Below are 16,397 nucleotides of genomic sequence, written 5' to 3' on the forward strand. Positions count from 1 at the left end.
GAACAGGAACGGAAGGCAATACCGATCATGGCCGACAGAACGGAACTCCAGGCGCGCAGGACCATCCACGCGGGAGGGGAATGGCGTGAAGCCGTCTCCGGCGCCACGCGCGAGATCCTCGACCCCGCGGACGCCCGGCCGTTCGCCGTGGTCGCCGAGGGCGACGAGAAGGACACCGACCTGGCCGTGGCGGCCGCCCGCGAGGCCTTCGGCGGCGGTCAGGGCGAGTGGCCCCGCACCCCCGTGGCCGAGCGCGCCGCGCTGCTGCGCCGCGTCGCCGGCCTCCTGCTGCGCGACCGCGAGCCGCTCGGACTGCTGGAGAGCCGGGACGCGGGCAAGACGCTCCAAGAGGGCCGGGTCGACATCGACTGCGTCGCCGACGCCTTCCGCTACTTCGCCGATCTGGTCGCCGCGGAGGCCCCCGGCCGCGTCGTCGACGCGGGCTCGCCCGACGTCCACAGTGTCGTCGTCCACGAACCCGTCGGGGTGTGCGCCCTGATCACCCCCTGGAACTACCCCCTTCTCCAGGCGAGTTGGAAGATCGCTCCCGCGCTCGCGGCCGGCAACACCTTCGTCGTCAAGCCGAGCGAGATCACGCCCCTGACCACCGTCGCGCTGATCGACCTGCTCGTCGAGGCGGGTCTGCCCGCCGGGGTCGCCAACCTCGTCACCGGCCCCGGCCACTCGGTCGGCGCCCGGCTCGCCGAACACCCCGACGTCGACCTCGTCTCCTTCACCGGCGGCCTCGCCAGCGGCACCGAGGTCGCCCGGGCCGCCGCCCCGAGCGTGAAGAAGGTCGCCCTCGAACTCGGCGGCAAGAACCCCAACGTGGTCTTCGCCGACGCCTGCGCCACCGACGAGTCCTTCGACACGGCCGTCGACCAGGCTCTCAACGCGGCCTTCATCCACAGCGGCCAGGTCTGCTCGGCCGGCGGCCGCCTCCTCGTCGAGGAGTCCCTCCGGGAGCGCTTCGTCGCCGAACTCGCCCGCCGGGCCGGCCGGATCCGCCTCGGCCGCGGCACCGAGGACGGCGTCGAGTGCGGCCCGCTCGTCTCCGAGCAGCAGCGCGCCAAGGTCGAGGCGTACGTCGAGTCCGCGCTCGCCGAGGGCGCGGTGCTGCGGGCCGGCGGCAGGCGACCGGAGCCCACCGCGACCCGGCCCGCCACCGGCTACTTCTACGAACCGACGGTCCTCGACCAGTGCCACCGCGAGATGCGGGTCGTCCGGGAGGAGGTCTTCGGGCCGGTGCTCACCGTGGAGACCTTCCGCACCGAGGACGAGGCGGTCGCGCTCGCCAACGACACCGAGTACGGCCTCGCCGGCGCCGTCTGGACCGCCGACGCCGGACGCGCCCGCCGCGTCGCGGGCCGCCTGCGCCACGGCACCGTCTGGATCAACGACTTCCACCCCTACCTCCCGCAGGCGGAGTGGGGCGGCTTCGGAAAGAGCGGAGTGGGGCGCGAACTCGGCCCCGCCGGACTCGCCGAGTACCGCGAGACCAAGCACGTCTACCAGAACCTCGCACCGCGGCCGGTGCGCTGGTTCACGGGCTGAGTTCCCCCCTCCCGACTCGCCCGAACCCCCCACCCCTTGGAGCCCCTCCATGTCCGCGAACCCGCCGACACCCGAGAATCCGCCCACGCCCGGCACCCCCCACGCGTACGACTACGTCGTCATAGGCGGCGGCACCGCCGGATCCGTCATCGCCTCCCGCCTCACCGAGAACCCCGACGTCACCGTCGCCGTCATCGAGGGCGGCCCCAGCGACGTCGGCCGCGACGACGTCCTCACCCTGCGCCGCTGGATGGGCCTGCTCGGCGGCGAGCTGGACTACGACTACCCGACCACCGAACAGCCCCGCGGCAACTCGCACATCCGGCACAGCCGGGCCCGCGTCCTGGGCGGCTGCTCCTCCCACAACACGCTCATCGCCTTCAAGCCGCTGCCGTCCGACTGGGACGAGTGGGAGGCGGCCGGGGCGAAGGGCTGGGGCGCGGTGCCGATGGAGGCGTACTTCGCCCGCCTCCTCAACAACATCGTCCCGGTCGACGAGAAGGACCGGAACGCCATCGCCCGCGACTTCGTCGACGCGGCACGGGAAGCGCTCGGCGTCCCCCTGGTCGAGGGCTTCAACAAGAAGCCCTTCACGGACGGCGTCGGCTTCTTCGACCTCGCCTACCACCCCGAGAACAACAAGCGGTCCAGCGCGTCGGTGGCGTACCTGCACCCGGTGATGGACGAACGCCCGAACCTGACGATCCTGCTGGAGACCTGGGCGTACCGGCTTCAGCTGAGCGGCACCCGCGCCGAGGGCGTGCACGTGCGCACCAAGGACGGCGAGGAGATCCTCGTACGGGCCCGGCGCGAGGTGCTGCTGTGCGCCGGTGCCGTCGACTCGCCCCGGCTGCTGCTGCACTCCGGCATCGGCCCGCGCGAGCAGCTGGAAGCCCTCGGCATCCCCGTCGCGCACGACCTGCCCGGTGTCGGCGAGAACCTGCTCGACCATCCCGAGTCGGTGATCGTCTGGGAGACCCACGGACCCCTTCCGGAGAACTCCGCGATGGACTCCGACGCCGGTCTGTTCGTGCGCCGCGACCCCGACCACGCGGGCCCGGACCTGATGTTCCACTTCTACCAGATCCCGTTCACCGACAACCCGGAGCGACTGGGCTACCAGCGCCCGGAGTTCGGTGTCTCCCTGACCCCGAACATCCCCAAGCCGAAGAGCCGCGGCCGGCTCCACCTCACCAGCGCGGACCTGTCCGTCAAGCCCGCGCTGGACTTCCGCTACTTCAGCGACGAGGACGACTACGACGGCCGCACCCTCGTCGACGGGATCCGCATCGCCCGCGAGATCGCGAAGACCGAGCCGCTGGCCGGCTGGCTCAAGCGGGAGGTGTGCCCGGGCCCGGAGGTGCTGGGCGACGCCGAGCTGAGCGAGTACGCCCGCAAGGTCGCGCACACCGTGTACCACCCGGCGGGCACCTGCCGCATGGGCGCCGCCGACGACACGGGGGCGGTCGTCGACCCCGAGCTGCGCGTGCGCGGCCTGGACGGCATCCGCGTCGCCGACGCGTCCGTCTTCCCGACGATGCCCGCCGTGAACCCGATGATCGGGGTGCTGATGGTCGGCGAGCGGGCCGTGGACCTGATCGGAGGCGGTGCGTGATGAGCGAGTCCCGTGTGTCCCCTGTAAGCGAAACCCGTGCGAGCGAAACCCGTGCGAGCGAAACCCGTGCGAGCGAGACCCGTGGAAGCGAATCCCGTGCGAGCGACCCCTCTTTGAGCGGCACTCCCGTGAGCAGTGCTTCCGGCGGCGGTACGTCCGGCGGCGGCACGCCCGTCTTCTCCGTCGAGGGTCTGTGGAAGGTGTTCGGCCCGAAGGCCGAGCGGATCCCCGCCGACCCCGGGCTCACCGCCCTCGACCCCGCCGAACTGCGTACCCGTACCGGTTGCACGGCCGCCGTCCGGGACGTGGCCTTCGACGTCCGCAAGGGCGAGGTCTTCGTCGTGATGGGCCTGTCCGGCTCCGGCAAGTCCACGCTCGTGCGCTGCCTCACCCGGCTGATCGAACCGACCGCCGGCACCATCGCCATCGATGGCGAGGACGTCCGCGCCATGGACCGGGCGCGCCTGCGCGAACTGCGCCGTCACCGGGCCGCGATGGTCTTCCAGCACTTCGGCCTGCTCCCGCACCGCACGGTCCTCGACAACGTGGCGTACGGCCTGGAGATCCAGGGCGTGTCCCGCCGCGAGCGGCGCGAGCGGGCCGCCGAGGTCGTCGCCAAGGTCGGCCTGGAGGGCATGGAACAGCGGCGGCCCGGCCAGCTGTCCGGCGGCCAGCAGCAGCGGGTCGGCCTGGCCCGCGCCCTCGCCGTCGACCCCGAGGTCCTGCTCTTCGACGAGCCGTTCAGCGCGCTCGATCCGCTGATCCGGCGTGACATGCAGGAGGAGGTGATCCGGCTGCACCGCGAGGAGGGCCGCACGATGGTCTTCATCACCCACGACCTGAACGAGGCCCTCAGGCTCGGCGACCGCATCGCCCTCATGCGCGACGGCCGCATCGTGCAGCTCGGCACCCCGGAGGAGATCGTGGGCTCCCCGGCCGACGACTACGTACGCGAGTTCGTCCGGGACGTCCCGCGCGAACAGGTCATGACGGTCCGCACGATCATGCGCGCCGGGGGCTGCGGCGGTCCGGACCACCCCGGCGCGCTCGCCCCCGACACGGTGGTCGCCGACGCGATCAGGGTCGTCGCCGACAGCGGCAGGGCGGCCTGTGTGGTGCGCGACGGGCACTGTCTGGGGGTCGTCGACCACGAGCGGCTGCTCGGCGTGGTCGCCGGAACGGAGACCTCCGAGGAGGCGGCGTGATGGCGACGGTCACCGCTCCCGCCCCGCGTACATCCCTGCCGGGCGTCCTCGGCCACCGTGCTGTGGCCAAGCTGGCGCTCCTCGCGCTCGCCGCGGCGGTCCTGGTGCCGCTCGCGGCTGCCCGCTGGCCCGACGGCAGCTGGCCGCACGCGCTCACCGTCGACCTGACCGAGCCGCTGTCCAGAGCCAGCGACTGGATCATCGACAACCGCGACAGCCACCCCCTGTTCCTGTACTTCCTCGGCTACGTCAGCAACGCGGTCGTCCTCTCCGTACGCGCCGTGTACCTGCTGCTCCTCGGCGCCGGCTGGGCGGGCGTGACCGTCCTCGGCGCGCTCGTCGCCTGGCGGGCGGCCGGGGTGCGCCTCGCGCTCGGCACGGCCGCCGGATTCCTGGCCTGCGGGCTGCTCGGCATGTGGGTGCCGACCATGCAGACGCTCGCCCTCATGGTGGTCGCGGTCCTCGCCTCGGTCGCCGTGGGCGCCCTGCTGGGCCTGGCGGCCGGTCTGTCCGACCGTATGGACCGGGCCCTGCGCCCGGTCCTGGACACCATGCAGGTGATGCCCGCCTTCGCCTACCTGCTCCCGGTCGTGCTCGTCTTCGGCATCGGCGTCCCGGCCGCCGTGCTCGCCACCGTCGTCTACGCCGCACCGCCCATGGCCCGGCTCACCGCGCTCGGTCTGCGCGGCGCCGACCAGGGGGTCCTGGAGGCCGTCGAGTCGCTCGGCGCCACCGGCCGCCAGCGCCTGCTGACCGCCCGGATCCCGCTCGCCCGCAAGGAACTCCTCCTCGGCGTCAACCAGGCGATCATGATGGCGCTGTCCATGGCCGTCATCGCGTCGGTGATCGGCGCGGGCGGCCTCGGCGACCGCGTCTACCAGGCGCTGGCCTCGGTCGACGTCGGCGCGGCGCTCGCCGCCGGCATCCCGATCGTGCTGCTCGCCGTCGTCCTGGACCGGGTGACGGGCGCGGCGGGGGAGCGGCTGGGCGACCCACGCCCCGGGCAGGCCCGCGCGCAGGGGGCGTACGCCCTCGCCGCCGTGGTCGCCGTGGCCCTCGTCGGCCGCTGGGCGGACCGCCTCGACTGGCCCGACGCGCTCACGGTGCGCATCGCCGAGCCGGTCAACCGCGTCGTCGACTGGATGACCGCCCACCTGTACTCGGGCGTCCCGTACGTCGGCGGCACCGCCGACTGGGCCGGCCGTTTCACCACCTGGGTCCTGGACCCGCTGCGCGACGGCCTGCAATGGCTGCCCTGGTGGTCCGTGCTGCTGCTCGTCGCGGCCCTCGCCTGGCTGATCGGCACCTGGCGCACCGCGCTCACCGCCGTCCTTGCCATGGCCGCGATCGGCGTGCTCGGCGTGTGGGAACCGGCCCTGGACACGCTCTCGCAGGTCCTGGCGGCCGTCGCCGTCACCCTCGTCCTCGGCTTCGCCACGGCCGTCGCGGCCGCCCGCGACGACCGCATCGAACGCGCCCTGCGCCCGCTCCTGGACGTCTGCCAGACGATGCCGCAGTTCGTGTACCTGATCCCGGTCGTCGCGCTGTTCGGCGTCGGCCGCGCCCCGGCCGTGGCCGCCGCGATCGTCTACGCGCTCCCGGCCGTCGTCCGCATCACCACCCAGGGCCTGCGCCAGGTCGACCCGGCCGCGATGGAGGCCGCCCGCTCGCTCGGCGCGACCAGCGGCCAGCAGTTGCGCCAGGTGCAGTTGCCGCTGGCCCGGCGGTCGCTGCTGCTCGCCGTCAACCAGGGCGTGGTCCTGGTCCTCGCCGTCGTCATCATCGGCGGCCTGGTCGGCGGTGGCGCGCTCGGCTACGACGCCGTCTTCGGCCTCGCCCAGGGCGACCTCGCGACCGGCCTGGTGGCCGGCGCCGCGATCGTCTGCCTCGGCCTGATGCTCGACCGGGTGACCCAGCCGACCGGGCGACGCCCGAAGAAGGGAGCGTGACATGCGACGTCGTACGCGTACGACATCCGCGACCGCGATGGCCGGCGCGGCGGCGCTCCTGCTGCTGACCGGCTGCGGCGCCGCCGACATGACGAAGCAGGCCTCGCCCTTCGCCAACGCCCAGGGCGCGAAGACGGTGACCCTGTCCGTGCAGTCCTGGGTGGGCGCGCAGGCCAACGTGGCCGTGGCCCAGTACATCCTCGAACACAAGCTTGGCTACCGCGTCGACACCGTCCAGGTCGACGAGGTCCCCGCCTGGGACGCCCTCAGCCAGGGCCGGGTCGACGCGATCCTGGAGGACTGGGGCCACCCCGACCAGGAGAAGCGGTACGTCGAGGACAAGAAGACGATCACCTCCGGCGGCGAGCTCGGGGTCACCGGACACATCGGCTGGTACGTCCCGAAGTACTTCGCCGAGCAGCACCCCGACGTCACCGACTGGAAGAACCTCGACAAGTACGCCTCTCAGCTGCGCACTGCCGAGAGCGGCGGCAAGGGCCAGCTGATGGACGGCTCGCCCTCCTACGTCACCAACGACAAGGCGCTGGTGGAGAACCTCAAGCTGGACTACCAGGTGGTGTTCGCCGGTTCGGAGGCCGCGCAGATCACCCAGATCCGGCAGTTCGCGAAGGAGAGGAAGCCCTTCCTCACCTACTGGTACGCGCCGCAGTGGCTGTTCGAGAAGGTCCCGATGACCGAGGTGGAACTGCCGGCCTACAAGGAGGGCTGTGACGCGGACCCGGCGAAGGTGGCCTGCGCCTACCCGCACACCCCGTTGCGGAAGTACCTCAACGCCGGCTTCTCCGCGGACGGCGGCGAGGCGGCCGCCTTCCTGAAGAAGTTCCGGTGGACGACCGAGGACCAGAACGCCGTGTCACTGATGATCGCCGACCAGAAGCTGAGCCCCGAGGAGGCGGCGAAGAAGTGGGTGGACGGCCACGAGTCAACCTGGAGGACGTGGCTGCCCTGATCCCGAGTCCTCGGGGAGGACGCGGCTGCCCTCCTCCCCTACCTCGGGGAGGACATGACTGCACGCCTCCCCGAGTCCTCGGGAAGGACAGGGTGCCCCGGCCGCCGAGTCCTCGGGGCGGACGCGACGCACTGACCCTCCGAGTCCTCGGGGAGGACGCGGCTGCCCCGGCCACGGTGGTGGGCAGCCGCGTGCGGGCGGTCAGGCGTGCTGACCCGGCCGGTAGTGCCCGGGCACCATGCGGGTGCTCACGCCGAACCGGTTCCACGCGTTGATCACCGTGATCGCGGCGATCAGCTGGGCCAGCTCGGCCTCCTCGAACTGTCCGGCGGCCTTCTCGTACACCTCGTCCGGCACGAACCCGTCTGTCAGGACGGTGATCGCCTCGGTCAGTTCGATCGCCGCGAGCTCCTTCGCGGTGTAGAAGTGCCGCGACTCCTCCCACGCGCCGAGCTGGATGATCCGCTCCACGCTCTCACCCGCCGCGAGCGCGTCCTTGGTGTGCATGTCGAGGCAGAACGCGCAGTGGTTGAGCTGCGAGGCGCGGATCTTCACCAGTTCGAGCAGCCGCGGGTCGAGCCCGGCCCGCGCGGCCGCGTCCAGCCGGACCATCGCCTTGTAGACCTCGGGCGCGTGCTTGGCCCAGGCCAGGCGGGGGGTGTGCTCGGGTGCGTACTCGTCGACCGGCGCCGTACCGTCGCCGGCGTTGTCCTCGGTGGTGATCTGGTTCGTACTCATGATGTCGACCCTAGGCCTGAGGCAGCCCGGAGGTATGGTCCATTTCCATGGCAAAATCCTGGGCCACTTTAGGCGTCGACCTTCATCTGGAACCGGCCGGACCGGGCCTGCGCCGCGGCCTGACCGACGCCCTGCGCGAGGCGGTCCGCGGCGGCCGTCTGGCCCCCGGTACCCGGCTGCCGTCCTCACGCTCGCTCGCCGCCGACCTGGGCATCGCCCGCAACACGGTCGCCGAGGCCTACGCCGACCTGGTCGCGGAGGGCTGGCTGACCGCCCGCCAGGGCTCCGGCACGCGCGTCGCCGAACGCGCCCTGCCCCGGCCGCCCGGCCATCCGGCACGCCGGCCCCGCCGGCCCGGCCTCCCCGCCCACAGCCTCGCCCCGGGCACGCCCGACCTCGCGTCCTTCCCCCGCGCCGACTGGCTCAAGGCCGCCCGGCGCGCCCTCGCCACCGCCCCGAACGACGCCCTCGGCTACGGCGACCCGCGCGGCCGCGTCGAACTGCGCACCGCGCTCGCCGCCTACCTCTCCCGGGCCCGGGGCGTACGCGCCGACCCCGACCGCGTCCTCGTCTGCTCCGGATTCGCCCAGGGCCTGCGGCTGCTCGGCGAGGAACTCCACGACCGCGGCCTGCGCACCCTGGCCGTGGAACCGTACGGCCTCGATGAGCACCGCGACCTCGTCGAGCGCACCGGCCTGCGCACGCTCCCGCTGCGCGCCGACGACCGCGGCGCCCGCACCGAGGACCTGCCCGACGCGCAAGCGGTGCTGCTGACCCCGGCACACCAGTTCCCGATGGGCGTGGCCCTGCACCCGGAACGCCGGGCCGCCGCGGTCGACTGGGCCCGGCGCACCGACGGCCTGATCCTGGAGGACGACTACGACGGTGAGTTCCGCTACGACCGCCAGCCCGTCGGCGCCCTCCAGGACCTCGACCCCGACCACGTGGTCTACCTGGGCACGGCCAGCAAGGCCCTCGCCCCCGGCCTGCGGCTGGGCTGGCTGGTCCTGCCCCCGTCCCTGGACCCCGAGGCACTGGCCGCCCGCGGCGCGTCCACCAGCGCCCTCGACCAGCTGACCCTGGCCGAGTTCCTCACCTCCGGCGCCTACGACCGCCATGTGCGCGCCGCCCGCCAGCGCTACCGGCGCCGCCGTGACGCCCTCGTCGCGGCCCTCGCCGACCACGCGCCGGACATCCGCGTCACCGGCATCGCCGCCGGGCTGCACGCCGTCGTCCGGCTCCCGCCCGGCACCGAGCAGTCGGTGGTCCGGGCCGCCGCCTGGCAGGGGCTGGCCCTGCACGGCCTGTCCCGCTACCGCCACGCACGGGCCACCGTCGAGGCCCCGGACGCGCTGGTCGTCGGCTACGGCACCCCCTCGGACCACGCGTGGACGGGCGCCCTGGAGGCACTCCTGAGGGTGCTGCCGTAGAACCCGAACCGATTCGCTCGCCCGTAGACCTTCTGGAACCGCTCCCATGACCATGCGGCTCCGGGCTGATCCGAACGGCAGGCCTCAGGGAAGGTCCCCCGTGCGCGAGGGCACCGCACGCGTCCGCGCCGCCGTCTCCTGGGGTGCCTCCCCGAACCGCGCCAGCGCCAGCGCACCCGCCACCGCGACCGCGAAGCCGAGGACGGCCACCCAGGCGAGCCCCTCGCGCGTACGGTCCCCGAGCCACACCACCCCCACCGCCGCGGGCCCGATCGTCTCCCCGATCACCATCCCGGCGGTGGCCGTCGTCACCGAGCCGCGCTGCAGGGCCGACGTGAGCAGCAGGAACGCGGCCCCGCCGCCGAGCAGCAGCGCGTACGTCGCCGGATTGACCGCCAGGGTGCCGGGGGACAGGTCGTCGATGAGCCGGACCGCCACCTCGACGACCCCGAACCCGAAGCCCGCACCCAGCCCCAGCAGCAGCGCCCGCCCGCGCTCCGGCAGCCGCCCCGCCACCAGTCCCAGCAGCAGCACGGCCCCGGCCGCCGCGAGCATCGCCCACTTCAACGCGGTCGACCCCGCCCGCTCGCCCTCCGGCCCGGACGCCAGCCCCAGCATCGCCAGCCCCGCGCACACCACCCCCACCGCGCCCCACTCGACCCTGCTGAGCCGCACCCGCAGCAGCCGCGCCGCGACCACCGCCGTCACGGCGAGACTGGCGGCCAGCGCCGCGCCGACGGCGTAGATCGGGATCGACCGCAGCGCCGCGACCTGCAACAGGAACCCGAGCCCGTCCAGCGCGAGCCCGGCCAGATACCGCCACTGCCGCAGTGCCCGCAGCAGCAGCGCCGCCTCCCCGCCCCCGGCGGCGCCGGCCGTGCGCGCGGCCATCGCCTGCAACACCGTGGCCGTACCGAAGCAGACCGCCGCACCGAGCGCACACACCATCCCAAAGAGCACGAAGCGACTGTAGGGGAGGGGATGCGGCAGGGGGGCCTCGCGTGGGCTCTCCGGCCGGTATCTAGGCTGACCACAAGGACAGCCCGCCGACCGGCGGGCCTGGGCGAGGGGGAGACACCGCATGGCGCAGGCACGCAGACGGCTGCGATCGAGCACGGTCGTGCTCGGCGGGATGGGCGTCATCGCGGCGGCCCTGACCTCCTGCGGATCCGAACCCGACCGCCGGTGCGTGGACCGCGACAGCTACGACGCCCTCGACGGCTACCGGATCGTCGCCGACCAGAACTGCAAGTCGAGCGCCTCCGGCTCCTCGTCCACCGGCAAGAACCGCAAGCCGGCCGGCACCGGGACGAGCAAGAAGGCCGACGCCGCCTGGTACTACGACGCCGACGTCACCGGCAAGTACGCCGACTACGGCACCTTCAGCCACAGCGAGGCCGTCGACCGCGGCGGCTTCGGCTGCTCGGGCTCCGGCAGCGGCGGCTGAGCGCCCGCACGAGAGCCGACGAACGCACACCATGGAACGCCGCACCATCGACCCCCGCCCCGGCTGGCAGCAGATTGTCGAGGAGCAGGGGCTCGTGTATCCGCTGACCCGCCTGCCCGACGACACCCTGCGCCCCTACTGGGACGAGAGCGCGTACTACGCCTTCACCCTGGCGGAGGTCGAAGAGCTGGAAGAGGTCGTCGAGGAACTCCACCGCATGTGCCTGGCGGCGGCGGACCACATCGTCACCGCCGGCCGCTACGCCGACCTCGGCATCACCGACCCGCGCGTGGCCGCCACGGTCGCCGAGGCCTGGCGCCGCCGCGATGAACTCCCTTCCGTGTACGGCCGCTTCGACCTCCGTTACGACGGCACCGGCCCGGCCAAGCTGCTGGAGTACAACGCCGACACACCCACCTCCCTGGTCGAGGCCGCCTCGCCCCAGTGGTTCTGGATGGAGGACCGCTTTCCGGGCGCCGACCAGTGGAACTCCCTCCACGAGCGTCTTGTCGACGTCTGGAAGAAGCAGGCCCCCCTCCTCCCGCCCGGCAACCCCCTGTTCTTCGCGCACTCCACCGCCGACGAACTCGGCGAGGACCTGATGACGGTCGCCTACCTGAAGGAGACCGCCGAACAGGCGGGCCTGGACACCGCCTGGATCCCGATGGAGGAGATCGGCTGGGACCCGCTCTCCGGCCGCTTCGTCGACAACCGGCTCCGCTTCATCCGCAGCTGCTTCAAGCTCTATCCGTGGGAGTGGCTCACCACCGACCGCTTCGCCGACCACGTCCTCGACACCCTGGACAACGGCGGCGGCACCGGCACCACCCTGTGGATCGAGCCCGTCTGGAAGATGCTCCTCAGCAACAAGGCCCTGCTGGCGATCCTCTGGGAGCTCTTCCCGGGCCACCCCAACCTCCTCCCCGCCCACCTCGACGGCCCCCGCGACCTGGCGGCCACCACCGGCTACGTGGCCAAGCCGCTCCTCGGCCGCGAAGGCGCCGGAGTGACGGTCCACCGGCCCGGCACCGCCCCGGTCCCGCGGGACGAACCGTGCTGCTACCAGGAACTGGCCCCCCTTCCCGCCTTCGACGGCAACCACGTGGTCCTCGGCGCCTGGATCGTCGGCGACGAGTCCGCCGGCCTCGGCATCCGTGAGTCCTCCGGCCTGATCACGGACGAGTACGCCCGCTTCCTGCCCCACGTGATCCTCTAGCCCACTCCGCCCGAGCGCGCGTCCGGCCACGCACGCCTGCTCGTCAGCCCCGGTCCAGCAGCCGTTCGGAGACCTCGCTGACCCCCTTCCATCGTCGCTCGTATGGTGGACGCGGGACCCTCCGTCGCGACGTGCCCGGTAGGCTTTCGGGCAGGCCGTGACTGGCGCGCTGGGATGGGACGGACCATCGGGGAGCGGCCTGTGAGTGATCAGTGCCGTGCGCCTGGGCCGAGCCGTGAACCGTGACCGTCAGTAGCCACGCCGCCCGGAGGCCGAGATGACAGAGCAGCAGCCCCTCTCCACCGAGTCCACCGCCTTCCGCGCCGCCCTCGACGTCATCCGCGCCGTCGAGCCGCGCGTCGCCGACGCCATCGGCCAGGAGGTCGCCGACCAGCGCGAGATGCTCAAGCTGATCGCCTCCGAGAACTACGCCTCCCCGGCCACCCTCCTGGCCATGGGCAACTGGTTCAGCGACAAGTACGCCGAGGGCACCGTCGGCCGCCGCTTCTACGCCGGCTGCCGCAACGTCGACACCGTCGAGGCCCTCGCCGCCGAACACGCCCGCGAGCTCTTCGGCGCCCGCCACGCCTACGTCCAGCCGCACTCCGGCATCGACGCCAACCTCGTCGCCTTCTGGGCCGTCCTCGCCCAGCGCGTCGAGACCCCCGCCCTGGAGAAGGCGGGCGTGCGCCAGGTCAACGACCTCTCCGAGGCCGACTGGGCCGAGCTGCGCCGCGCCTTCGGCAACCAGCGCATGCTCGGCATGTCCCTGGACGCCGGCGGTCACCTCACCCACGGTTTCCGCCCGAACATCTCCGGCAAGATGTTCGACCAGCGCTCCTACGGCACCGACCCCGCCACCGGCCTCATCGACTACGAGGCCCTGCGCGCCTCCGCCCGTGAGTTCAAGCCGCTGATCATCGTCGCCGGCTACTCCGCCTACCCCCGTCTCGTGAACTTCCGCATCATGCGCGAGATCGCCGACGAGGTCGGTGCCACGCTCCTGGTCGACATGGCCCACTTCGCGGGCCTGGTCGCCGGCAAGGTCCTCACCGGCGACTTCGACCCGGTCCCGCACGCCCAGATCGTCACCACGACCACCCACAAGTCGCTGCGCGGCCCGCGCGGCGGCATGGTGCTGTGCGACGACTCCCTCAAGGACCAGGTCGACCGCGGCTGCCCGATGGTGCTCGGCGGCCCGCTCCCGCATGTCATGGCCGCCAAGGCCGTCGCCCTGGCCGAGGCGCGTCAGCCCTCCTTCCAGGACTACGCCCAGCGCATCGTCGACAACTCCCGCGCGCTGGCGGACGGCCTGATGCGGCGGGGCGCCACCCTCGTGACCGGCGGCACGGACAACCACCTCAACCTGATCGACGTCACCTCCTCCTACGGCCTCACCGGCCGCCAGGCCGAGGCCGCCCTGCTCGAATCGGGCATCGTCACCAACCGCAACTCCATCCCGGCCGACTCCAACGGCGCCTGGTACACCTCCGGCATCCGGATCGGGACCCCCGCCCTGACCACGCGCGGCCTGGGCACCGCGGAGATGGACGAGGTCGCCGGCCTCATCGACCGTGTCCTCACCACCGCCGAGGCCGGTACCACCTCCAAGGGCGCCCCCTCCAAGGCCCAGCACATCCTCGACCCGAAGATCGCGGACGAGATCTCCCACCGCGCCTCGGACCTCGTCTCCGGCTTCCCGCTGTACCCGGAGGTCGACCTCGGCGTCTGACGCCGCCGGTCCCGGCAGACGGGGCCGACACGGTCGGTGCAGATCGCTACGGGCCGACCAGTACAGATCACCACGGGCCGGGGACAGCCCCTAGAGGACCCTAGAGGTCGATCAGCTCCTGGTGGGGTTCCTCCCGCGGCGGTCCGGCATCGCGCCGGGCCGCCGCGCGGCGTATCAGCAGCGTCCCGCCGGAGCCCAGGGCGACGCCCGCGGCCACTCCTGGCAGCGTCCACCACCAGTGCGCCCAGCCGTCGTCGGCCGCGTCCGGCAGGGAGGCCCGCACGGCGACCGTCCCCGTGCCGGCCTCCGGCGCGGCCGTGGCGCCCTCCGACTGCCACGGTGCCGGGGGGATGCCGGAGTGGCCCTTGTCCGAGGCCTTGCCCGTCACGCCCATCTTCGCGAGCAGGGCGCGCAGTTCGGCGGGATGGTCGGCGCGGTGCCAGAGACCGTTCAGGTTCTCGGGCACGTCGGCCGCCGTGTGGATCCAGACCGTCCGCGGCCCGGACTCGACGGGGAAGACCCGGTCCAGCCGCCAGGGCGAGATGTCGTGCGCCAGCCATGTGACGTTGATCTGCGAGGCGACGCTCAGATCGGCCTCCGGCGGCTTGTCGCGCGTGCCCGTGCCCGAGGGGCCGAGCAACTGTGCCAGCTTGTCGTACTCCTTGTCCGAGTAGTACCGCGCGGTGGCCTGTCCGCTCGCGGGTGAGGTCACCAGCACACTGGTCGGGCCGCCCGCCGCAGCGGACGACGCACCCCACACCATCAGCGTGAGCGTCATCGCCAACGCTCCGGTCAGCGCTCCGAGTTCACGAACCGTGCCTTTCCGTCCGCCCATCATGTCCCCCAACCGTCCGTCCCCGGCGGTCCGTCCGCGGGCCGCCTGTCACTTCTGGTACACCGCCCGAGCCGCCGGGGTTCCCACCTCGCCCGCACTGTTTCGAACTGTCGCGACCGCGCCGCCCGCGCCGACCCACCGCCTTTACGCGTCGCCGTCCGGGCTGCCTTCCGGGACGTCGCCCGTGAGCGACAGGGCGATCCGCACCGCCCGCTCCTTCGACGGCACCCCCTCCAGCCGCAGCGTCACCTCACCGGGCCCCGCGCCCGCGCCGGTGTCGGTGTTCGGCGCGTGGGTCCACAGCAGCGTCGGCCCCGCCGTCCGCCGCTCGCGGGTGAAGCGGGTGCCGTCCGCGTCCACCAGCCAGAAACTCAGCAGGTGCGGGCGCGGGAACCACAGCGCAGGCTCCGGGGCCCCACCGCCGTCCGGGGACGGGGTGCCCAGCGACAGCCATTCCGGCTGTTCGCGCACGGTCTTGGCGAAGCCCACGTCCAACCGCGCCGGGAACTCGTCCAGCCGGACGACATGCCCCCGCTCGCGCCAGCACAGGCTCACCAGGGACCGCCCCCGCGGCTCACCGGTCACCGTCACCGCGTCCGGCACACCGAGCGCCCGCGGCACCAGGGGCTCGAAGCCGGCCTGCCGCGCGGCCTGCGCGAGCGACACCGAGCGTCCGCAGCCCGGGATCTCGGCCCCCGGCGAAGGCACCGCCGACGGGTCGTACCGCACCTCGACCCCGCCGAAGCCGAACCAGTCGAAGACCGCCGCCCGCACCGGAGGCGTGAGCACGAGCACCGTCAGCAGGGCGCACAGCGTCGCCGTCAGCGAGCGCCACCGCGCCCCCGTCCAGCGCCGCACCGCCCGCAGCCGCTCACCGGGCCCCGGCGGCTCGGCCACCGGTACCGGCAGCCGCTCGGCGAGTATCCGCTCCAGCACCCGCTCGGCCATCGACTCCGACCGGGCCGCCGTCCCAGGAGGGTCCAGCGACCGCCCGAGCTCCCGCAGCTCGTCCGGAAGCCGACCGCGCGCGCCCTCGTAGGACCCGTGGCCCTCCTCGTACGACCTGTGGCCCTCACTCAAGATCATCACCTCCTTCCCGGGGCCGGAAGTCCGGCAACAGTCGCCCCAGCCTGCGCAGCGCGCGGTTCAGCCGGGACTTCACCGTGCCGCGCGGCCAGCCCAGCGCCTGCGCGGTCTCGGACTCGTCCATCTCCAGGAGATAGCGGTAGGTGACGACGAGCCGATGCTCGTCGCTCAGCTTCTCCAGGGCGGCCAGCAGTGCCGCCCGGCGCTCCGTCTCCAGCGTCGCCACGGCCGGGTCCGCCGACTCCGGTATCAGCGGCTCCGCCTCCGCGAAGGCCGCCTCCCGGCCGGCGAGCGTGCGCTGGCGCGCCGCCGTCCGCATGGTGTTCCTCGTCTCATTGGCGACGATCGAGAGCAGCCACGGCTTGAACGCCGCGCCGTCCCGGAACCGCCCCAGCGAGCAGTAGGCCTTCACGAAGGCCTGCTGCACCACGTCCTCCGCGTCCGCCCCCGCCCCGAGCGCCGCGGCGGCCCGCAGCGCGATGCCCGTATGGGCCCGCACCAGCTGCGCGTACGCCTCCGGCTCCCCGGCGCGTACGCGTGCGATCACCGCGGCCTCATCGACGATGCGGCCCCCCTCCCGCGTCCTCACATTCTTGTTACACCGCAGAGGGCGGATCGGT

General features: G+C 73.1%; 14 protein-coding genes and 1 riboswitch. Of the genes, 9 read left to right on the forward strand and 5 right to left on the reverse strand.

Annotated elements, in window-relative coordinates:
• Nucleotides 1-27: 27 nt before the first annotated feature.
• From ACWCQK_RS30140 to ACWCQK_RS30160, 5 genes are all read left to right on the forward strand, one after another.
• Nucleotides 28-1,554 (forward strand): aldehyde dehydrogenase family protein, encoded by a 1,527-nt coding sequence (locus ACWCQK_RS30140; RefSeq protein ID WP_451160267.1) that lies wholly within the window; start codon nucleotides 28-30, stop codon nucleotides 1,552-1,554.
• A 49-nt stretch (nucleotides 1,555-1,603) separates the two neighbouring features.
• A complete protein-coding gene (locus tag ACWCQK_RS30145; protein ID WP_451160269.1) occupies nucleotides 1,604-3,169 on the forward strand; it encodes a GMC family oxidoreductase in 1,566 nt (521 codons plus the stop codon).
• Between the two features lie 128 nt (nucleotides 3,170-3,297).
• Nucleotides 3,298-4,374 carry a quaternary amine ABC transporter ATP-binding protein gene (locus ACWCQK_RS30150; RefSeq protein ID WP_451160271.1) on the forward strand — a complete coding sequence of 359 codons (1,077 nt, stop codon included), beginning with the start codon at nucleotides 3,298-3,300 and terminating at the stop codon, nucleotides 4,372-4,374.
• A complete protein-coding gene (locus tag ACWCQK_RS30155) occupies nucleotides 4,374-6,323 on the forward strand; it encodes an ABC transporter permease (RefSeq protein ID WP_451160273.1) in 1,950 nt (649 codons plus the stop codon). The genes ACWCQK_RS30150 and ACWCQK_RS30155 overlap by 1 nt, the downstream gene beginning before the upstream one ends.
• 1 nt (nucleotide 6,324) lies before the next feature.
• Entirely contained in the window at nucleotides 6,325-7,293 is a 969-nt protein-coding gene (locus ACWCQK_RS30160; protein ID WP_451160275.1) for an ABC transporter substrate-binding protein, read from the forward strand.
• 201 nt (nucleotides 7,294-7,494) lie between these two features.
• Here ACWCQK_RS30160 and ACWCQK_RS30165 read toward each other — a convergent pair whose 3' ends face one another.
• Nucleotides 7,495-8,031 (reverse strand): carboxymuconolactone decarboxylase family protein, encoded by a 537-nt coding sequence (locus tag ACWCQK_RS30165; RefSeq protein ID WP_451160277.1) that lies wholly within the window; start codon nucleotides 8,029-8,031, stop codon nucleotides 7,495-7,497.
• 47 nt (nucleotides 8,032-8,078) lie between these two features.
• On the opposite strand from ACWCQK_RS30165, the gene pdxR reads away from it, so the two are divergent.
• Nucleotides 8,079-9,461, forward strand: coding sequence for a MocR-like pyridoxine biosynthesis transcription factor PdxR (pdxR, locus tag ACWCQK_RS30170; RefSeq protein ID WP_451160279.1), 1,383 nt, complete (start codon nucleotides 8,079-8,081; stop codon nucleotides 9,459-9,461).
• An 84-nt stretch (nucleotides 9,462-9,545) separates the two neighbouring features.
• Here pdxR and ACWCQK_RS30175 read toward each other — a convergent pair whose 3' ends face one another.
• Entirely contained in the window at nucleotides 9,546-10,409 is an 864-nt protein-coding gene (locus ACWCQK_RS30175) for a DMT family transporter (RefSeq protein ID WP_451160359.1), read from the reverse strand.
• A 133-nt stretch (nucleotides 10,410-10,542) separates the two neighbouring features.
• Between ACWCQK_RS30175 and ACWCQK_RS30180 the strand changes: the two genes are divergently transcribed.
• The 3 genes from ACWCQK_RS30180 to ACWCQK_RS30190 all read left to right on the forward strand — a co-directional run bounded on the left by ACWCQK_RS30180 (nucleotide 10,543) and on the right by ACWCQK_RS30190 (nucleotide 13,856).
• Complete coding sequence (locus tag ACWCQK_RS30180) at nucleotides 10,543-10,908, forward strand: hypothetical protein (protein ID WP_451160281.1); 366 nt, start codon at nucleotides 10,543-10,545, stop codon at nucleotides 10,906-10,908.
• 31 nt (nucleotides 10,909-10,939) lie between these two features.
• Complete coding sequence (locus tag ACWCQK_RS30185; RefSeq protein WP_451160283.1) at nucleotides 10,940-12,124, forward strand: glutathionylspermidine synthase family protein; 1,185 nt, start codon at nucleotides 10,940-10,942, stop codon at nucleotides 12,122-12,124.
• Between the two features lie 147 nt (nucleotides 12,125-12,271).
• Nucleotides 12,272-12,360, forward strand: a riboswitch (ZMP/ZTP riboswitch).
• A gap of 41 nt (nucleotides 12,361-12,401) precedes the next feature.
• Nucleotides 12,402-13,856 (forward strand): glycine hydroxymethyltransferase, encoded by a 1,455-nt coding sequence (locus ACWCQK_RS30190; protein WP_451160285.1) that lies wholly within the window; start codon nucleotides 12,402-12,404, stop codon nucleotides 13,854-13,856.
• A gap of 100 nt (nucleotides 13,857-13,956) precedes the next feature.
• Here the strand turns inward: ACWCQK_RS30190 and ACWCQK_RS30195 are convergent, their stop codons facing one another.
• From ACWCQK_RS30195 to ACWCQK_RS30205, 3 genes are all read right to left on the reverse strand, one after another.
• Nucleotides 13,957-14,634 (reverse strand): hypothetical protein, encoded by a 678-nt coding sequence (locus tag ACWCQK_RS30195; RefSeq protein ID WP_451160287.1) that lies wholly within the window; start codon nucleotides 14,632-14,634, stop codon nucleotides 13,957-13,959.
• 201 nt (nucleotides 14,635-14,835) lie between these two features.
• Nucleotides 14,836-15,771: a hypothetical protein gene (locus tag ACWCQK_RS30200; RefSeq protein WP_451160289.1), complete on the reverse strand. Its 936-nt coding sequence runs from the start codon at nucleotides 15,769-15,771 to the stop codon at nucleotides 14,836-14,838.
• Nucleotides 15,764-16,366 carry an RNA polymerase sigma factor gene (locus ACWCQK_RS30205; protein ID WP_451160291.1) on the reverse strand — a complete coding sequence of 201 codons (603 nt, stop codon included), beginning with the start codon at nucleotides 16,364-16,366 and terminating at the stop codon, nucleotides 15,764-15,766. Before ACWCQK_RS30205 ends, ACWCQK_RS30200 begins: the two co-directional genes overlap by 8 nt.
• Nucleotides 16,367-16,397: the final 31 nt, after the last annotated feature.

It is taken from the genome of Streptomyces sp. NPDC002306, from assembly GCF_053593435.1.